This is a genomic window from Bacillus sp. 0209A, assembly GCF_036765095.1.
Classification (GTDB): domain Bacteria; phylum Bacillota; class Bacilli; order Bacillales; family Bacillaceae; genus Bacillus; species Bacillus subtilis_G.
Genome location: NZ_JBAIZV010000002.1, coordinates 967,707 through 986,387, shown reverse-complemented (window position 1 = coordinate 986,387; position 18,681 = coordinate 967,707). Strand labels below are relative to the sequence as shown.

Genomic DNA, 18,681 nt, shown 5'->3' with positions numbered 1-18,681 from the left:
AAAAGTGCGATATAATTTGGACTAGGTCGTTTGACCGTATATTGATACATAGCGCATTTTTTAATTGAGAACAAGAAAAAGGAGGTCTTATCTTTGCAGCTCTTACATTTTGCTATTTTATCGCCTTTTTTATTTGCTCTTTTCATTCCCATCTTGGCAAAATACGCAAAAAGAGTGCACACGGGCTGGTTTGTGTTGATCCTGCCCGTCTTGCTGTTTATATACTTTCTCCCAATGATCAGGATGACACAATCGGGAGAAACATTGCGGTCGGTATTGGAGTGGATTCCTTCACTTGGCATTAATTTCACCGTTTATATAGACGGCCTCGGATTGTTATTCGCCTTGCTGATCACAGGCATCGGCTCTTTGGTCACTCTTTACAGCATTTTTTATTTATCAAAAGAAAAAGAACAGCTTGGGCCCTTTTATGTCTATTTATTGATGTTCATGGGCGCTATGCTTGGTGTCGTTCTTGTAGACAATGTCATGGTTCTCTATATGTTTTGGGAGCTTACCAGCCTTTCATCCTTTTTGCTGATCGGCTATTGGTATAAGCGTGAAAAGTCGCGCTACGGCGCAGCCAAATCACTTTTGATTACGGTCAGCGGCGGGCTGTGCATGCTCGGCGGATTTATTCTCCTCTATCTGATAACGGATTCCTTCAGTATTAGAGAGATGATCCATCAAGTTCAATTAATTGCCGGCCACGACTTGTTTATTCCGGCGATGATTCTCATTTTATTAGGGGCATTTACGAAATCCGCGCAATTCCCTTTTTATATCTGGCTGCCTGACGCAATGGAAGCTCCGACGCCTGTCAGCGCTTATCTTCATTCAGCTACGATGGTGAAAGCCGGCATTTATATCATTGCGAGGTTCAGTCCTATTTTCGCCTTTTCAGCTCAATGGTTTTGGATCGTTTCCCTCGTCGGGCTCATTACGATGGTCTGGAGTTCTTTCCAAGCCGTGAAACAAACCGATTTAAAATCGATTTTGGCGTTTTCAACCGTCAGCCAGCTCGGCATGATCATCTCCATGCTTGGTGCCAGTGCCGCGGCTCTTCATTACGGCCATACAGAATATTATACAGTTGCCGCCATGGCTGCCATTTTCCATTTAATCAACCATGCTACCTTTAAAGGAAGCTTGTTTATGGCAGTCGGCATTATCGATCACGAAACAGGCACACGGGATATCCGGAAGCTCGGCGGCTTGATGGCGATTATGCCGATTACGTTTACCATTTCCTTAATCGGGACATTTTCAATGGCCGGCCTTCCGCCGTTTAACGGATTTTTGAGTAAAGAAATGTTTTTCACAAGCATGCTTCGCGTGACACATTTCGATCTGTTCAACGTGCAGACATGGGGCATTCTATTCCCTGTTCTCGCCTGGGTCGGAAGCGTCTTTACATTTATCTACAGCATGAAATTGCTGTTTAAAACGTTCAGGGGAAAATACCAGCCTGAGCAGCTTAAAAAACCGGCTCACGAAGCGCCTGCGGGCATGCTCGTAGCACCTGTCATTCTTGCCGCTTTGGTTGTCAGTCTCTTCTTTTTCCCGAATATATTGTCGTACAGCTTGATTGAACCGGCGATGAACTCAATCTATCCGACGCTGCTGGACAGCCACGAGAAATTCCATGTGCACATTACACAATGGCATGGGCCGACAACAGAATTGAAAATGACAGCCGGCATCATTATTCTCGGCATCCTTGGATATGTGACATTGAATAAGTGGAAAGGATTCTATAAACTGTTTCCTTCGAAACTGACACTCAATCGGTTATACGATAAGCTTCTGGCTCTCATGGAAAAAGGCTCTTACCGAGTCACTAGACAATATATGACCGGCTTTTTAAGGGATTATTTGCTGTATATCTTCGCTGGTTTCATCATTCTGATGGGCGGAGCTATGATGATCAAAGGCGGATTTTCATTCACAACAGAAGGCATGGCTGAAATCGGCGGATACGAAATGATTCTGACGCTTGTCATGATCAGCGCCACAGCGGCGACTGTTTTTGCCCGTTCAAGATTGACAGCGATTATCTCTCTTGGTGTGGTCGGTTATACGCTCGCATTGTTTTTTGTGATTTTCAGAGCGCCGGACTTAGCATTGACTCAGCTTGTCATTGAAACCATTTCTGTGGCGCTGTTCCTGCTTTGTTTCTACCATCTGCCGCAATTGAGGCTGAAAAGGAAAACGAGAACGTTCCGATTGACGAACTTTATCATTGCTTTAGGAGTCGGCATTATCGTTACCCTGCTTGGCATCGCTTCTTCAAGCCAGCGGACAAAAGACAGCATTTCATCCTTCTTCTTAAAACACAGCCATGATCTCGGCGGAGGGGATAATGTTGTCAACGTCATCCTCGTCGATTTCAGGGGCTTTGATACAATGTTTGAAATAACGGTGCTGGCCGTTGCCGCTCTCGGCATCTACAGCATGATTAAAACAAAAGTAAAAGAGGAGGGGAGAAGCGGTGAATGAACAAAAAACAAATGACTTAATTCTTCAAACTGTGACAAAACTTGTATCCTTTATCATTTTGCTTTTCTCTTTCTATTTATTTTTATCAGGGCATAATGCGCCTGGAGGAGGCTTTGTCGGCGGGCTGATCACGTCCGCTTCCATCGTTCTGTTGCTCCTGGCATATGATTTAAAAACCGTCCGTGCGATTTTGCCGGTTAATTTCATTTACGTGGCGGGAGCCGGGCTTCTGCTCGCTGTATTAACCGGCGTTGGTTCCTTTGTATTCGGGGCTCCATTTTTAAGCCATACATTCGGGCACTTTCATCTGCTGATATTTGGAGAAACGGAGCTCGCCACGGCGACGATATTTGATTTAGGGGTTTATCTTGTTGTCGTAGGCATTACGATGACCATTATTCAAACGATTGGAGAGGAAGAATAATGGAAATCTTGATGTCTGTTTTAGCCGGTATTATCTTTATGGCTGCCACGTATTTACTGCTTTCGAAAAGCCTGCTCCGCGTTATTATCGGAACAGCACTTTTGAGCCATGGCGTTCATTTAATGCTTTTGACTATGGGAGGATTAAAGGAAGGCGCCGCTCCGATTTTAAGCAAGCATGTCAAATCATTTGTCGATCCGCTTCCGCAAGCCCTGATTTTGACAGCCATTGTCATTTCATTTGGCGTTACATCATTCCTTCTCGTCATGGCCTTCCGCGCTTATCAGGAATTGAAAACGGACGATATGGATCAAATGAGGGGAAATGATCAACATGAATAATTTTGTTATTTTGCCAATCCTGATCCCGCTCCTGTCGGCCATTCTGCTGATTTTCATGACGAAGAATCTTATGCTCATGCGGATCTTCAGCACTGCGGCATCGGCAATCGGGATTGTGATCAGTTGCATACTCGTGCAGACTGTCTTTACAAATGGCATCCAGACACTCAGTTTGGGCGGCTGGAAAGCGCCGTACGGCATTGTGCTGGCCGCAGACCAATTCGCCAGCCTGCTCGTTCTCACAACAGCGGTCGTCGGTTTATTGGTTGTCCTTTATTCCTTCCGTTCTGTCGGTGAAAAACGGGAGCGTTCCTTTTATTACTCCGGTGTTCAGTTTTTGCTTGCCGGTGTCAGCGGAGCGTTTTTAACAGGCGATTTATTTAACATGTACGTATTTTTTGAGCTTCTGCTTATCGCTTCCTATATGCTGATCGTATTAGGCGGCACAAAAATTCAGCTGCGGGAGTCCCTTAAATATATTGTGTTTAATATCGTATCGTCTGCCCTGTTTGTCATTGGCGTCGGCTATTTATACGCTGTAACCGGAACGTTAAACATGGCTGATCTAAGTGTGAAAATCAGCGAGTCAGGACAAACCGGGCTGATCACTGTAATTGGTGTCCTGCTGCTTTTAGTATTCGGCATGAAGGGCGGAATCTTCCCCCTCTACTTTTGGCTTCCAGGCTCTTATTACGCGCCTCCGGCGGCAATCTCCGCGTTGTTCGGCGCTTTGCTGACAAAAGTCGGTTTATATGCGATTACTAGGGTTTTCACATTAATTTTTATTCACGACGCAGCCTTTACCCATCAGCTGATGATTTGGCTGGCGGCGCTGACTGTGATTTTCGGTGTTATCGGTTCACTCGCTTATGCGGATGTCATGAAAATTGTGATCTACAACATTATTACAGCTGTCGGCGTGATTTTGTTCGGTGTGGCAGTCCATACCCCCGCATCCATTCAAGGCGCGATTTATTATCTGATTCACGATATGCTGATTAAAGGCGCTTTATTTATGCTGGCGGGCACGCTGATTGCGTTGACTGGAACAGCGAGCCTGCACAAAATGGGCGGGCTGATCAAACGTTATCCACTTCTCGGATGGATGTTTTTCATTTCAGCGATTTCTCTCGCGGGCATCCCGCCTCTCAGCGGATTTATCGGCAAGTTCAAAATTGCGGAGGGCGGCTTCGCAGAAGGTGAATTTACGATTTCCATGCTGATTCTGCTTTCGAGTCTGCTCGTACTGTACTCTGTACTGAGGATCTTTATGCATGCGTTTTGGGGCGAAGAAAAAGAGACACCGAAACCAAATCATAAAACAGCTAAAGGACTTCTTTATCCGGCAGCTCTTTTTCTCTTACTATCTCTTCTCTTCGGGTTGGGTACAGAGTGGGTGTCACCTTACGTTGATCAAGCGGCCGAGACGTTGCTGAATCCGGAAAAATATATTGAAGCTGTTTTGAAGGAGTAGATCGCATGGCATTTCAAATTTTATTAAATGTGTTTCTCGCTTTTTGCTGGATGTTCTTGAGCAATAGTCCAAGCGCCGCAGGATTTATCACAGGCTATATTCTGGGAATGCTCTCTCTGTTTTTCTTCCGGCGCTTTTTTACTCGCCAGTTTTATCTATGGAAACTGATTTCGATCATCAAACTCTTTTTGATTTTTTTAAAGGAACTGTATCTTGCAAACGTCAGTGTAATGAAATCCATTTTATCGCCAAAAATGAATATCAAACCGGGCATTTTCGCTTTTAAGACTGAACTGACGAAGGATTGGGAAATTACCCTGCTTTCCCTGCTCATTACATTAACGCCCGGAACCTTGGTGATGGATATTTCCGATGACCAGACGATACTTTATATTCATGCGATGGATATTGAGGATGCGGAAAAAGCCATTTTTGATATTCGTGAGTCATTTGAAAAAGCCATACAGGAGGTGAGCCGCTGATGTTTACACTGATCCTGCAACTCGCGCTCGGCATTATGGCAGTGTCTACCTTTTTGTATGTCATTCGTGTCATTAAAGGGCCGACTGTGCCTGACCGGGTAGTGGCTCTGGATGCAATCGGCATCAACCTGATTGCGATCACGGCGCTTGTCTCCATTTTGCTGAATACAAACGCGTTTCTGGATATTATTTTGCTGCTGGGCATTTTAGCATTTATCGGAACAATTGCATTTTCCAAATTCCTGGAGAAAGGAGAGATTATCGAAAATGATCGAAATCGCTAAGGTCGTTGTGGCTGTATTCATTTTGCTTGGCGCTCTTGTATGCCTTGTTGCTTCATTTGGGATACTTCGCCTTCCCGATGTGTTTACACGCTCTCATGCTGCATCTAAAGGCTCAACGTTGGGCGTCAATATGATTCTGCTCGGTGTCTTCTTCTATTTGTGGTTTGTGACGGGGAACATTTCCGCTAAAATCCTGCTCGGGATTCTGTTTATCTTTATTACGTCGCCTGTCGGGGGACACTTGATCTGCCGTGCCGCGTACAACTCCGGCGTCAAGCTTGATAAGAGAAGTGTACAGGATGACTACAACGGAATCAGAAACTTTGTGATTAAACGCAAAGAGGATTCTTACTTATAAAAAATAAGCAGCCGGACAGGCAGAGTTCCGGCTGTTTTTTTATTTCTTGATGACAGCCAGCGTGCATCTGGATATACAGATCAGCCTTTCTTGCTCGTCATAAATGTGAATTTGATAGACAATCGTCGTTCTGCCTGTATGAACCGGCTCGGCTACCGCCTTTACCGTTCCTTCCTTGACGGGTTTCAAATGATTGGCGTTAATCTCCAAACCGACACAAGCTTGTGTTGTGTGATCAATCAGATTTTGCGCGCCTGCGCTCGCCGCGGTCTCTGCCAGCGCCACTGAAGCGCCTCCATGCAAATAGCCGAACGGCTGCACCGTCCGATGATCCACCGGCATGACCGCAACGCATCGTTCCGCTGTGTTTTCAACAATCTTAATTCCAAGCGCTTCAAGCAATGTGTGTTTCGTGTCCATTCTATCCAACTCCCTTATTTAAAGTACACCGTCTGATTTCGCAATCAAAACCGCTTCCGTTCGGGAACCGACATTCAGCTTATTGAAAATCGATGTCAAGCTGTATTCGATGGACCGCTTGCTCAAATGAAGCGCATCTGCGATTTCTTGGTTTGTAAACCCCTTTTCAACTTCTTGAAGAATCAGGCATTCTCTGGGTGTGAGCACATCTTGTTCTTTTTGAGAGGAAGGAGCCGGCTTTGTTTTTTGCTGAGTCATCAGCTGTTTAAAGTAAGCAAAATCGACTAAAATTTCTCCGTTGAGTACGTGGTATATGTATTGGGTGATCTTTTCTTTAGATTCCGTTTTGCTGATGGCACCGTGCAGACCCGCACGAATCGCTTCCTCAAAATAATCCTCAACCTCGTAACCGGTATACACGATAATTTTACAATGAGGATTCTCTTGTAAAATCTGTTTAGAAAGCTCCATCCCATTGATCTCGCCGCCTAAATTCAGATCCATTAAAATGAGATCATATGACGAGAAATCATGCTGTTTGATAAACTGTTCGCTCGGTTCAGGACTGAGACAATCAACAGACAGATTCGAATCCGTTTCCAAAATTGTCTTGGTGCCTTCCATGACAGCCGGATGGTCATCAATCACTAGTATCTTTTTCATGTTTTCCTCCCTTTTACTCACTCTTTTCCATTTTATAAAAAAGACTTGGCTTGTGCCAAGTCGTTTCCGTTATAAAACCATTACAATTCGATTTCAATATCAGCCTTAAAGCCCTTTCCTTCACTTGTTTCAATCCGAAGGCGTCCATCTAAAGCCCTGACTCTCTCTTTAATGCCGGAAAGCCCCATACTCATGGAATGCTCATTATTTTTCTCTTGATCAAATCCTACACCATCGTCCTCATAATGCAGAACGATCCTGTTTTGAATACTGATGAGCATAATCAGCACATCCGTCGCCTGAGAGTGCTTGACCGCATTAGACAGAAACTCTTGAATGATCCGGTACAAATTCAGCTGCGAATCCAGATCAAGCGAAGCCGTAAATCTGCCGGTATTTAAACGGATATGAAACGGAACCCGTTCCTGCTGCTGAGCCACCAGCTTGGACAGCGCCTTCACAAGCCCAAGATCATACAGAAGCTGCGGCCGCAGTTCATGACACGTCTCCCTCGTCATCGAAATCACATCAGACATCTGCTCATTCATCTGTACAAGCTTGTCCTGCACATCTTCCCGGCACGGACTATCATCCTTCTTAAAATCAGCCAAAAACAGCTCGCACTGACGTTTTAATGAAATCAAATCCTGTAGAACCGAGTCGTGGAGATCGCGGGCGAGATCAGAGCGTTGTTTTTCTTCGATGGTGTACATGAGTTTTTTGAGCCAAACTGGGTTTGATTCTTGTTGTTTTATTTCTTCTAAATGACTCATCAGCTCTTCGATTTTCATAACGTTTTCGATCGATACGTTTGTATAAAACGCCAAGGTTTTCAGCCAAGAAAGTTCTTCAAGTGTGAGACGGGGCGTATTCATTTTAGATAAACAAAGGATCACAAATGATTTTCCGCCGCGTTCACCTATTTTCATGACAAAACCTTTATTGAATTCAACTATTTTCCCTATTTCGGATGTTACTTTTCTAAATTCTTTTTGATAGACTTTTTCGAATGAATTTACGGTCTCATCATCATATAGCTTAATACTTCCGTCTGCTGAAACTTCATATACATATGCTCGGCTAACTAGAGAGACCTCAAGTATAGTATTTTTCAGTTCTTCAAATACTTGAGTCAGGAATGTTGAATCTCTAATCAGCTGCGTAAATTTATATATACTATCTTGATAATTGAATTTTTCTGAGACCCTTTTTAATCTAAACCTGAAATCAAGTACTTCTTTATAATAAAAGACCGCCAACATGATAATATAAATTAAAAATGTTAGTTTAACACTATAAAAATCACTATCAGGACTACTAATTAATTCAATTGTAGTGATTAGAATAATTGTTGGCGTTAAAGCTAAAAAGCCATAATATCTTAATCTGCTTAAAATAAAATCCACATTATAGATTTTATTTGTCATAAATTGAAATACCAAGGAGAAAGGTATTAACATCATAAAAGAAGCTGCTAAAAAGGAAGAAACATAGTGCGCATTTAGAAACACATAAGGTATCAAATATAAACACAAAAAAGGTGCAAAAGAAAAGATATTAATAACTGTGAGGACCTTAATAATATGCGCTTGTTCAGTATCTTTATTTTTAATTAAAATGATACAGAAATAAATCACTACTATTATAAATAAAAAGAAAAAAGATAGTAAACTTAATTTAGGCACATAATCACGAAAGAAAAGATGTGAACGAAACATTTCACACACTACATTTATGATCGGTACTAAATATAAAATGAAAACTTTTTTATCAAATAAGGTAGTGCCTAACTCTCTAAAATAATGATAAAGAAATAGAAGGTAGTTTAGCGGTACAGATATTAATGTTACCACCATAATACATCTGCATAGTAGATCGCCTTTAACAGAAACTCCTGCGCTTATATAAGCAATAGCAGCAGATAACAAAAATATAATTAAAACTAAAGCAGATAGTAAATCCTTCGATTCATTTATTTTTAATATAAATAGGCAACAAAATAAACAAACAATATAAAACATTAACGGTATTAAGTAAGTAGAAAAATTTTTATCATTAAATAAGGTCAGCTTTAGCTCAACATCCTTGCCATTTCTCTCAACAACCATTGAACTTACATTTTTAAGCTTATTCATTTTTATTTCTTTAGTGTTTATCTTTTGATTATTAATACTCTTTACGATATCCCCTTTTTCTATTCCGCTGTATGATGCCATTGAATATTCATCTACATTGGTAATTACAACGTCCCCGTTATTCCCTTTCGAAACAGCTGCTCCAACTAACAAATTATTATTGCTTATATAGGTCAAATAAATAACATATAACAGACTTATTACAACTAACAATACAGAAATTTTATTGGTTCTAGACTTCATTTAACCCTCAATAGTGCCAATCCATCATTGAATAAATTTCTAATCCTTTAAAACCATTTATTATACATTCAGATTGATCTTTATCAACACCCAATAAACAAGCATTACCTTCCATTACTTCCCTTAAAACATTTGGGTATTTAATTAAGTATCCTACCATTTCTTGCATAATACATCCCCTCCTTATTTAATCATAACAGACAATAATTTTTCAGTTTTATCATCTTCTAATTTTAATTGTGACATTTCTTTTTTTATTTTCTGGAGAGATAAATGTTTCATCACCAGCAAATATTGTATAACGCCTGCTTCTGTTAATTTTTGTTTCAAAGCCTTCGTATTAATAGAAACAAATTCCTCGGGTTTTTGATATAAACTTAGTAGCTCAACTGAAGCATCATTAAATTGTTTTTTTAAGTATAAGTATGCCAATGTATTTTTTTTCTGAACAAAATCGTTATTTAAGTAAAACAAACCTTTATAATCATTATCGATCTGCGACATAATCCCAAGTTCATAAGAATAAGAAGCAACGATGGGATGGTATTTGCCAGTCGCCAGCATTACCCCCATCACACACGGCAGTGCTGTTAGCGCTCCTGATTTATTTTTAATCATTTCCAGACAGGCTTCTTCAGTTTTCGGGGCATTCACAATATCATCGTGCTGGCCTTGAATTGATTGTAATGCAAAATTCAATATCTTTTGTGAAAATTCTGGTTCATGACTAGCTTGGCACATCACTTGTATACTTAGGGTGTATAGAGCTGTAACTGCATTTAAAGCGATAGACGAGTCAATCTTCATCCATACAGCATTTCTATTATCTTTATCCTCTAAGTCATCATAAATATCGAATGAGAGTATAAGCAATTCAATTCCGGCAGCTAGCAATTCGATTGCTTTTTTGTCCTGACCGTTAAAAGCTAAATAATGATGAAGGGCCAAATCGGCAAACTCAAAAGTATCCTTAGACTCAATAAAATTCTGAAGATATCGTTCCAAGTCATGATTCATTATTTTTTGGCTAACAATCTCCTTCATTTTCTCCTTGATCCGGACAGAATCTAAACATATCTGCTCAATAACGACTTCCCCCCTCCCCTTCCATTTTACTAAATGGGCTATCCAAAGGACAGCAGGTTTTTCGTTTTTTAACAATCATATAATACTTTATCCTTTATTTGTATATGCAGAACGAAAAAAAAGACTTGTTTCCAAGTCTTTTTCACGAAATTTTCATTGCATAATTGTATTTATCGAGCTGATCAATGCTTTTGTTAATGTTTCGTAATGAATCTGTCGTTTCTTTAATATCAAGTTCGAGTCGGAATAACAATTGTTTTACTTCTTCAAGTTTCTTTTCCATCGTTTCCACACTCCTTTTTTTGAAAGATCAATGAATTGTGTATGGTGAACGAGTCCTAGGTATTTGATCTGTTACTAATAGTGTATCTGCTTTCAGGTTATTTTTCACCGAAAAGTATGCAAAAAAGTCCTGCGTGACACCGCAAATATCAATAGGTCTTTATGCTCGAAGGAATCACAACGAGAACGGGACTTTATTTCTATGTGAAGGAGCGTATATTTCTGCTGGAATTGAGAAAGATTCTTACTTCCCTTGATTTGAACGCATTTCGCATTTTAACTAAGTAAGACTATAGTCCTCCGTACTGTATTTTCAAAATTGAATACGCGATTCTTGCCGTATCCTGACCGACAAACACCGAAAAGACCGCAACGCTAAAGTTGTGGCCTTTCGCTTTGTCATATTCGGCGATTAGAAATCTATACATATAGAAACATCCCTTTTGAGTGAGGTGCTCCCATGAAATATCACTATCCTTGGTTTTACGCCTATCCTTATGAGATACGCCGCCCGCCTGCTCCTGACGGCAATACAGATACCTTTATCCGTTCAGCGAAGCAGGCCGCAGGAATGTTCGCGGATGCCCAGCTCGTTCTCAGCCGCATTGCGGGCTCGCGGGAGCTCTCACGCCGCATCCTGACCGCAGCCGAGCAGTCAGATAAACAATCTGTAAAGCGCCTGATCAAACAAATGGGCGTCCGGCATGAAGTGGATGCGGTCTTTAATCCCGACGGCATTTACATCAGCCTTATCGGGACGCAAAGCCGAATGATTCTTGCTTTGCGGTGGTCAGAAGACCGCAATCATTTTGCGTCCATCAGATGATGACACCACTCCAGAGCCTCAAGATAACACTCATACGCTTCTTCTTTATCCAGTTCTTTGCCTAATTCTGTATGAGTGTCCCAGTTGTTGCTTTCAATACATTTCACAAGCTCAAGCATGTGGTAGTAGTCGTTTTGATGGCCTAATAACGCTTTTCCGACTTCATCTTTTAAAGGCAATTCTTGAATAATCTCTTCTATTTCTCTATGCAGCAGGGTGTCTATGAGAGAAAACATTCCGATCAGCATATAAGAAGCAGGCTGCGGCCGGGCTGTTTTTCTCGCCAGCAGTTCACAAAGCTTTGCTCTCATCAAAGAAATCTTAATGATTTCGTGCTTGCTGGAATGCCCTTTTCTGCTTAAATCCTTAAAGGAAAGAATGTATATCCACCGTTTGATTTCATTAAATCCCAGCAGCATAATAGCCTGCTGAATGCTTTCAATTTTCTGGCTCAAACGGCTGTGGGATGAGTTTAAAAATTTTAAGATTTGATAGGACAGTGATAAATCCCGCTCTATGTACTCTGTCACACGCTTTATGTTAGGCTGCTCTTTGCTCAATTCGTTAAGCAGTTCATAGTATGAATAGAAATGAGTCGACAAATCATGCCCGCTGATGATGCGCGGCTCGCTGAAAAAATAGCCCTGAAATAATTGAAAGCCGTCTTGGGCCGCCTGTTTATATTCTTTTCTGGTCTCAACTTTTTCCGCTAAAAAGATCAAGCCTCTGCAGCCGTAGGTTTGCAAAATTTTTCTGCGTTCCATTCGGGTTGTTTTAAGAAAATCAATTTTCAATATATCAATATAGCTCATGAGCTTTTCCAGTAAGTCTTCATTTTGCGGGTTTATTGCATAAAAATCATCGAGCGCCAGCATATACCCCATTTTTTTCAGTTCTTTGCATCTTGAGATGAGGGCCGGCGTGATTGGTATATCTTCAAGGATTTCAATGACAAGCTGCTTCGGATTAAAGGAGGTGGGAAGATTCGAAAACATCAGGCTTTCCGTAAAATTAACAAAACAGCGTTTCCCTTCCGTCAGCTTCTCAATTCCGATGTTTAAAAAGCTGTTAATCACCAAATCTGCTGTTGCCTGGTCGCCGTCTTTAGCGCTATAGACATTCTCTTCGCTTTCTCTATACAGCAGTTCATAAGCAACAACCTGTTCTTTTCTATTAAAAATAGGCTGTCTTGCAACAAACACCCTCATTGATTTATCCCCCTTACACTACGCGCGGCGTTCACTCTTAAGTATATCAAATAATTTGACGAAAATTGTCTAAACATGAAAAATAATATATTCATAAAGAAAACTGGCCTCTTCGCGAACGAAAGGCCAGTTTTCTTTATTTTTATTCAAGTTCTTCATCAAGTCTGCTTTTCACTTCGTGAATCCGTTGCATTTTATTGCTCCAGCAGTCCTCGCTTAAATCAACCGGATATTCTTCCGGCTTGCTGATTCTTTTATATTCCTCCCACAGCAGGCTGAGGTTATCCTGTACATACTGCTGTATGTCTGATATCTCAGGGTTTTGGTAACAAAGAATACCCTTTTCAAAAATCAGCTCATGAAGATCCTTCGCATAAAAATTGGTGACAAATTTGCTGATGAATGTATGAACCGGGTGGAACATTCTGAGCCGCTTCTGATCATTCACCTGCTCATCATAAAGCGCAATATAGTCACCTTCAGAATGATGATTGGACTGATTGATAATACGGTACACTTTCTTTCTGCCCGGTGTCGTCACTTTTTCAGGATTAGACGAAATTTTGATCGTATCGACCAGTTTCCCGTCTTCTTCAATGGCTACAAGCTTGTAAACCGCGCCGAGAGCCGGCTGGTCATAGGCTGTAATCAGCTTCGTACCGACACCCCAGACATCAATGCGCGCTCCCTGAGCCTTTAAATTCATAATGGTATGCTCATCCAAGTCACTTGACGCAATGACTTTCGCGTCTGTAAATCCTGCTTCATCGAGCATTTTCCGGGCTTTTTTTGACAGGTACGCCAAATCGCCGCTGTCAAGGCGGATGCCAATAAAGTTGATGCGGTCTCCGAATTCCTTGGCAACCTTAATCGCATTCGGCATGCCTGAACGAAGCGTGTCATACGTGTCTACTAAGAAGACGCAATCTTTATGCGTTTCCGCGTATTTTTTGAAAGCTGTATATTCATCGCGGTAGGCCTGCACAAGCGCATGCGCATGAGTGCCGGAGACCGGGATATTAAAGCGCTTTCCGGCTCTTACATTGCTTGTCGCGCTGAAGCCGCCGATTAAGGCTGCTCTCGCTCCCCACATGGCCGCATCCATTTCATGCGCCCGTCTTGTTCCAAATTCAAGCGCGACTTCATCGCCGATGACGCCTTTAATCCGAGCAGCCTTTGTTGCGATTAATGTTTGGTAGTTCACAATGTTGAGCAAAGCCGTTTCAATCAGCTGCGCTTCTACAAGGGGGGCTTCCACCCTCATAATCGGCTCATTGTTAAAAACGAGTTCTCCTTCTTTCATGGAATAAAGTGAACCTGTAAAAGTTAAACCGCGCAAATATTCAATAAAATCTTCATGATACCCGAGTTCTTCCTGCAAATAATTCAGGTCGCTATCCGTAAACTTGAAATTTTCCAAGTATTCGATGGCTTTTTCCAAGCCCGCAAATACCGCATAGCCATTTTCAAACGGAAGCCTTCTGAAAAAAAGCTCAAAAATCGCTTTCTTTTCATGAATGCCGTCCCTCCAGTAGGTTTCGGCCATATTGATTTGATAAAGGTCTGTATGTAATGACAGGCTGTCATCTTTAAATCCATACTCTAACACTGTTTTTCCCCTTCCTTACTCTGCCACTTGCGCTCCGATGCTGTTTGCAAAATGGGAAAGAGCCCACGTGTGCCCCTCCTGATTAAAGCTGGCAACAGCCTGTTTATGCACAACAATCCGGAACCCTTTGTTGTATGCGTCAACCGCTGTATGCAACACACAAATATCTGTGCAGACGCCGGCAAGATGCAGTTCGCCAATCTGCCGCTCTCTGAGTTTGAGCTCTAAATCAGTACCCGCAAAAGCAGAATATCTCGTTTTTTCCATGTAGTATACGTTTGGTTCATGTTCATGTTTCTGATATAGAGGCAAAAGCTTTCCGTACAGATCTTTTCCATCCGTGCCTTTAATATTATGCGGAGGAAAAAGACGGGTTTCAGGGTGATATTGATCCCCTTCATGATGAGAATCTACTGCAAATACGGCATAATCACCGTTTGTGATGAAGTCTTCAGTCAAATTGACAATCGCCTCTTCTATCATTCTGCCAGGCTCTCCGCAAGTCAATTTTCCGTCACTCGCCACAAAATCATTCGTATAATCTATACAAATAAGTGCTTTTTTCATAGCTGGCCTCCCCGCCATCAGTATGAGAACATTATATCTTATCTCCAGTTGTAAGGGAATTGCCATGAATAAAAAGACAAACGATCCGTTTGTCTCTTAAGGTTTCAGCACTGACCGGTTAAAAATGTCGTCCTGAATATATATCAATTCACGATTTACAGCAGTGTCAGCCGCAATGACAAGGCCTAGAGGCGTATGAAACTGAAGATCCGATACGATCTTGAAGTGCACTCCGTTCCGGTTCGCCATTTGGATATAAGGAGAGTAAGACTGATACTGAAGCTCTCCATTAATCAAAAGGGTGATGTTTTTGCTGTTTTTGAGCGCACGCTCCGCTTCTTCATACGGTTTGCTTCTGAGCACCTGTCCTTTCGTCAGTGCCAAAAGCACTCTTTCCCTTAATGAGCCTAAAAACAAGTGGCGCTCGTCAGGTTTTGTTTCCAAGGGCCCATACATTCCTTGCTGCAAATAGAGATCCATTTTATCATCACTCAAAAGCTCGTCCTCCCGTCTTGTTTGTCTTCATTATCACCTGATCAGGCAGGAGCTAAACTTTCAAGGGCCGCTTACATTTCTGTTACCCAATGCATAATTTTTTTGGCCAGCTCACCTGCCGTTACTTCCTCTGTATGCCGGCGCAAAGAAGCTTCCAGGCGTTCAGGCAGAGCTGCTTTATCTTCTTCATAAGAAATGATCGTGCTCCACTCCAGCTGCGGAACCGCTACAAGCGTGTGCAGTTCTTTTCTGTTTTCATGCAGATACACGTCTGTGATCATTCCGGTTTGCGTATTGATATTCGCTTTTCTTATTTTCATCAAACATGACCTCTCTATTCAAAGACTACCCATATTATACAATAAAAAAGCAACAGCCTCCCCTGAAAAGGCTGTTACCCGTTAAACGAAACTGTTTCATCAATGATATCGGCATCTTTGAAGAGCGTTTTACTCGTTTGGTTATTGATGCTCACAAAATCACCGAGCTGAAACGCCCCCGAGCCCACGCCTGAGTGATCGACGCTTTTCGGTGAAATCGCAAACACATCTCCAAAACTGGCCGCCGCATCACCTGATATTGACATAATATAAATCGGACCTACAATCGCAGGCATTTCCCCACCTCCGCATTGACTTACAGCATCATATGCAAAGAGGCGCAAATGGTGCCCGCCTATTCAGCGGGCTTCGCGTTTTCTTCAAGGCGTGAGCGCTGGCGCAGTTTGATGAGGCGGACAATATTCAGGAAGAATGCCTTCACTACCGCGTACACCGGGACCGCTAAAATCATGCCGAGAATGCCGCCGAAGCTCCCCGCTCCGATCAACAGCAAAATAATCGTAAGCGGATGCGTATTGAGCCGCTTTCCGATCACGAGAGGAGACAGCAGATTACCGTCGAGCTGCTGAACGACGACCACCACAATAATCGCGAACAGCGCTTTGGCCGGCGAGTCCATAAAACCGACAATGACAGCCGGCGCAGCACCGAGAAAAGGCCCGACATAAGGAATGATGTTGGTAATCGCCATGACAATCCCAAGAATCAGGGCGTATGGAACACCGGCGATTAAGTAGCCTATAAAACACGCTGTTCCGACAAAAAGACAGATTAACAGCTGTCCCTGAAAATAAGCCGCAAGCGTATCGGATAAATCTTTAAAAATCTTTAAGCCTTCTGTCCGATAAGAAGCCGGAAGAATTTTCACTGCCAGGTGCGGAAAGCGGTGTCCGTCTTTCAGCATATAAAAAAGGATAAATGGAACCGTGATAATAACAAGCGTGATATTTGTCACGACGCCAAACACCGCAGATAAACTGGACGTGATATTTTGCGGCAGATTTTGGAGAAAGCTTGTCAACGACTGTTCAATTTTTGATATTGATACATAATCCTGGTTCATCATCCAGGTAAACCATTGGGAATGGGACAGATCGTTTGTCAGCGACTGAATCTGTTTTATATAATCAGGAAGATTGTTAAACAGCCCGGTGACTTGCGACGTAATGACAGGTCCGACTGCCGCGGAAACAAAGGCCAGCAAACCGATAAATAGTAAATAGATCAATAGAATGGATAAGGTCCGCGGAATTTTTTTTTCAAGCAGGCGGACGACCGGATTAAAAATAAAATACAAAATTCCCGCTATCAGCATCGGGAAAAACAGTGTCGAGATAAAAACAATAAACGGCTGAAACACAAATGAAACCTTTGTTGCGACATAAATAATCAGCAAAACAAATAAAATCTGCAATGTCCAAAAATGGACTTTTGATTTCAACAAGCTTTGTTCCTCCTAGTTTTTCTTTGTTTGTCAGATAAAAGGGCTTATACCCATCATTGTAACAAAAATGAACTCATATCAGAACTCTTAATGTGATGAAAGGAGTGTTGGTGATGAAGGCCGTGACATACGATAAAGAGTCAGAACTGGCGTATATCCGCCTTCTTCCTCCGAATATGCGCGGGAATTTACAGCCGGAGGCGCTTAAAGTCAATGATTGTATCCTGCTGGATATCGGCCTAGACGGCATAATTGCCGGATTCGAATGTTTTGGTGAGACAGCTTTGCTATGTTCCCCGTTTGCCGGAACATCCCGGATATATGTAAAAGATGCAGACGGCTATCATTTTCGTGTCCGTCAACATGCTTCAGTACGTTCCAATTATACAGTGTACGGCGTTACTTTTTGTTTTTCAGATGCCCGCTATCAGGAATTTGCCGGATTTGATCTTGACGAAACGATGGACCACAGTGCGTTTTTGCAGCGCTTAACTGAAAAATAGGACGTCACGGTGTACGCCTATTTTTCATGCGCAAGCACTTAAACCCGCTCACTGTAATCTGGCGTGACGGAAATCATGTGCTGGATTCTGATCAAACAAACGGAATTTCGGGCTCCTTCAATTGTGATATGGTCAGGTTTTACATCGATCAGTCTGCCTCTGACCGTATCTCGTACTGTCTGTATAATGAACCTTGAGCCGATGAGCTTTTTAATGGTCTGATAGACATAAGGATCGACTAAAGAGACCAGTTGCGGACTACCTTGGTTGACCATACTTCAATCCCCTTTTTATGTTTTATCTCAGCTTATGCCGTTATTATGGATAATGACACAGGCTTTCCTGATAAAACCAAGGGGTGCGGAGACTATAGGAGAAGATGTTTGGAAGCGGGTGTAAAGGAAATGGCGGTGAAGCGGAGACAGCGAAGAAAGCTGGCGCTGTTCCGTGTATAACAAGCGGGACTTATACAGACTTTATCGTCGATGCCTGAGTTTGGTCGATTAATTGATCCAGCTTTTCTATTTTTTTACGTGCCGTTGAAGAATCAATCTGGCGGTAATGATGTCGGCCGCCCGGCTCTTCATCAAGTTCGTCCGCTTTTTTGACAATCTGCTGCAGCGTGTTTTTATCTAATTCGCCTTCAGGCAAATAGGAATCTGTATGAAGCAAAATGGCAAGAGCAATCTCTTTTGCCGCTTTCGGTTCCTCGCCAAGCCGAATCAGAAGCTTATGCGCCCGTTCCGCCCCTTTAATGGCATGAATGTCATTTCTTTTGTATTTCTCATAATCCCACTTGCCGTCTGTATACCATTCATAATGGCCGATGTCATGCAGCAGCGCCGCTTTCGCAGCTAAATCAGGGCTGATGTCAGCTTTTATAGACAGCCTGTACGCATGGTAAGCGCAGGCAATCGCATGTGCCACACCGGAGCGTTGCATATATTTTTGTGCAATTGGATGGGTGAAAACATCCATTAATGTAACCTTTCTCATG

General features: G+C 42.3%; 25 protein-coding genes. 9 read left to right on the top strand and 16 right to left on the bottom strand.

What is annotated here, in order from left to right:
- Nucleotides 1–93 precede the first annotated feature (93 nt).
- Genes V6D44_RS10170 through mnhG form a run of 7 tightly spaced genes read left to right on the top strand, consistent with a single transcriptional unit; the run spans nt 94 to nt 5,862 of the window.
- Nucleotides 94–2,499 (top strand): Na+/H+ antiporter subunit A, encoded by a 2,406-nt coding sequence (locus V6D44_RS10170; protein ID WP_333516467.1) that lies wholly within the window; start codon nt 94–96, stop codon nt 2,497–2,499.
- Nucleotides 2,492–2,923: a Na(+)/H(+) antiporter subunit B gene (locus V6D44_RS10165; protein WP_148963957.1), complete on the top strand. Its 432-nt coding sequence runs from the start codon at nt 2,492–2,494 to the stop codon at nt 2,921–2,923. Before V6D44_RS10170 ends, V6D44_RS10165 begins: the two co-directional genes overlap by 8 nt.
- Nucleotides 2,923–3,264, top strand: a complete 342-nt coding sequence (locus V6D44_RS10160; RefSeq protein ID WP_010329900.1) for a Na(+)/H(+) antiporter subunit C — start codon at nt 2,923–2,925, stop codon at nt 3,262–3,264. Before V6D44_RS10165 ends, V6D44_RS10160 begins: the two co-directional genes overlap by 1 nt.
- Nucleotides 3,257–4,738, top strand: a complete 1,482-nt coding sequence (locus tag V6D44_RS10155; RefSeq protein WP_289347982.1) for a Na+/H+ antiporter subunit D — start codon at nt 3,257–3,259, stop codon at nt 4,736–4,738. Before V6D44_RS10160 ends, V6D44_RS10155 begins: the two co-directional genes overlap by 8 nt.
- A 5-nt stretch (nt 4,739–4,743) precedes the next feature.
- The gene (locus V6D44_RS10150) at nt 4,744–5,220 is read left to right on the top strand and encodes a Na+/H+ antiporter subunit E (RefSeq protein WP_289347983.1); all 477 of its coding nucleotides are present in this window, start codon (nt 4,744–4,746) and stop codon (nt 5,218–5,220) included.
- Complete coding sequence (locus tag V6D44_RS10145) at nt 5,220–5,504, top strand: Na(+)/H(+) antiporter subunit F1 (protein WP_087993404.1); 285 nt, start codon at nt 5,220–5,222, stop codon at nt 5,502–5,504. The genes V6D44_RS10150 and V6D44_RS10145 overlap by 1 nt, the downstream gene beginning before the upstream one ends.
- Nucleotides 5,488–5,862 (top strand): monovalent cation/H(+) antiporter subunit G, encoded by a 375-nt coding sequence (gene mnhG, locus V6D44_RS10140; protein WP_087993405.1) that lies wholly within the window; start codon nt 5,488–5,490, stop codon nt 5,860–5,862. The genes V6D44_RS10145 and mnhG overlap by 17 nt, the downstream gene beginning before the upstream one ends.
- A 39-nt stretch (nt 5,863–5,901) precedes the next feature.
- Here the strand turns inward: mnhG and V6D44_RS10135 are convergent, their stop codons facing one another.
- From V6D44_RS10135 to V6D44_RS10105, 7 genes are all read right to left on the bottom strand, one after another.
- A complete protein-coding gene (locus V6D44_RS10135) occupies nt 5,902–6,282 on the bottom strand; it encodes a hotdog fold thioesterase (RefSeq protein WP_253268529.1) in 381 nt (126 codons plus the stop codon).
- 18 nt (nt 6,283–6,300) lie between these two features.
- Nucleotides 6,301–6,945, bottom strand: coding sequence for a two-component system response regulator ComA (comA, locus tag V6D44_RS10130; protein WP_202328144.1), 645 nt, complete (start codon nt 6,943–6,945; stop codon nt 6,301–6,303).
- A gap of 80 nt (nt 6,946–7,025) precedes the next feature.
- Nucleotides 7,026–9,323, bottom strand: coding sequence for a histidine kinase (locus V6D44_RS10125; RefSeq protein WP_202328143.1), 2,298 nt, complete (start codon nt 9,321–9,323; stop codon nt 7,026–7,028).
- Nucleotides 9,324–9,330: 7 nt separating this feature from the next.
- Nucleotides 9,331–9,492 carry a competence pheromone ComX gene (gene comX, locus V6D44_RS10120; protein WP_003241045.1) on the bottom strand — a complete coding sequence of 54 codons (162 nt, stop codon included), beginning with the start codon at nt 9,490–9,492 and terminating at the stop codon, nt 9,331–9,333.
- A gap of 14 nt (nt 9,493–9,506) precedes the next feature.
- Nucleotides 9,507–10,367: a polyprenyl synthetase family protein gene (locus tag V6D44_RS10115; protein ID WP_087993340.1), complete on the bottom strand. Its 861-nt coding sequence runs from the start codon at nt 10,365–10,367 to the stop codon at nt 9,507–9,509.
- A gap of 184 nt (nt 10,368–10,551) precedes the next feature.
- On the bottom strand, nt 10,552–10,692 hold the full coding sequence (degQ, locus tag V6D44_RS10110) for a degradation enzyme regulation protein DegQ (protein WP_003220708.1): 141 nt from the start codon (nt 10,690–10,692) through the stop codon (nt 10,552–10,554).
- Between the two features lie 289 nt (nt 10,693–10,981).
- Nucleotides 10,982–11,119: a hypothetical protein gene (locus tag V6D44_RS10105; protein ID WP_176365307.1), complete on the bottom strand. Its 138-nt coding sequence runs from the start codon at nt 11,117–11,119 to the stop codon at nt 10,982–10,984.
- Between the two features lie 32 nt (nt 11,120–11,151).
- On the opposite strand from V6D44_RS10105, the gene V6D44_RS10100 reads away from it, so the two are divergent.
- Nucleotides 11,152–11,517 (top strand): hypothetical protein, encoded by a 366-nt coding sequence (locus tag V6D44_RS10100; protein ID WP_087993278.1) that lies wholly within the window; start codon nt 11,152–11,154, stop codon nt 11,515–11,517.
- On the opposite strand, the gene pdeH is transcribed toward V6D44_RS10100, so the two are convergent.
- The 7 genes from pdeH to V6D44_RS10065 form a co-directional block, all read right to left on the bottom strand.
- On the bottom strand, nt 11,496–12,725 hold the full coding sequence (gene pdeH / locus V6D44_RS10095; RefSeq protein ID WP_087993279.1) for a cyclic di-GMP phosphodiesterase: 1,230 nt from the start codon (nt 12,723–12,725) through the stop codon (nt 11,496–11,498). The genes V6D44_RS10100 and pdeH overlap by 22 nt on opposite strands.
- Nucleotides 12,726–12,867: 142 nt before the next feature.
- Complete coding sequence (locus tag V6D44_RS10090) at nt 12,868–14,334, bottom strand: nicotinate phosphoribosyltransferase (RefSeq protein ID WP_333516464.1); 1,467 nt, start codon at nt 14,332–14,334, stop codon at nt 12,868–12,870.
- A 15-nt stretch (nt 14,335–14,349) separates the two neighbouring features.
- Entirely contained in the window at nt 14,350–14,901 is a 552-nt protein-coding gene (locus V6D44_RS10085) for a cysteine hydrolase family protein (protein ID WP_087993281.1), read from the bottom strand.
- Nucleotides 14,902–14,997: 96 nt separating this feature from the next.
- Entirely contained in the window at nt 14,998–15,396 is a 399-nt protein-coding gene (locus V6D44_RS10080; protein ID WP_087993282.1) for a YueI family protein, read from the bottom strand.
- Nucleotides 15,397–15,467: 71 nt separating this feature from the next.
- Nucleotides 15,468–15,716 (bottom strand): YueH family protein, encoded by a 249-nt coding sequence (locus V6D44_RS10075; RefSeq protein WP_333516463.1) that lies wholly within the window; start codon nt 15,714–15,716, stop codon nt 15,468–15,470.
- A gap of 74 nt (nt 15,717–15,790) precedes the next feature.
- Nucleotides 15,791–16,012, bottom strand: coding sequence for a spore germination protein (locus tag V6D44_RS10070; RefSeq protein WP_087993284.1), 222 nt, complete (start codon nt 16,010–16,012; stop codon nt 15,791–15,793).
- Nucleotides 16,013–16,071: 59 nt separating this feature from the next.
- Entirely contained in the window at nt 16,072–17,181 is a 1,110-nt protein-coding gene (locus V6D44_RS10065; RefSeq protein WP_148963972.1) for an AI-2E family transporter, read from the bottom strand.
- A 113-nt stretch (nt 17,182–17,294) separates the two neighbouring features.
- On the opposite strand from V6D44_RS10065, the gene V6D44_RS10060 reads away from it, so the two are divergent.
- Nucleotides 17,295–17,684 carry a DUF2283 domain-containing protein gene (locus tag V6D44_RS10060; protein WP_333516461.1) on the top strand — a complete coding sequence of 130 codons (390 nt, stop codon included), beginning with the start codon at nt 17,295–17,297 and terminating at the stop codon, nt 17,682–17,684.
- 38 nt (nt 17,685–17,722) lie between these two features.
- Here the strand turns inward: V6D44_RS10060 and V6D44_RS10055 are convergent, their stop codons facing one another.
- Both V6D44_RS10055 and V6D44_RS10050 read right to left on the bottom strand, forming a co-directional pair.
- Nucleotides 17,723–17,959, bottom strand: a complete 237-nt coding sequence (locus tag V6D44_RS10055; RefSeq protein ID WP_087993285.1) for a YuzF family protein — start codon at nt 17,957–17,959, stop codon at nt 17,723–17,725.
- A 190-nt stretch (nt 17,960–18,149) separates the two neighbouring features.
- Nucleotides 18,150–18,680: an HD domain-containing protein gene (locus V6D44_RS10050; protein WP_202328137.1), complete on the bottom strand. Its 531-nt coding sequence runs from the start codon at nt 18,678–18,680 to the stop codon at nt 18,150–18,152.
- Nucleotide 18,681: the final 1 nt, after the last annotated feature.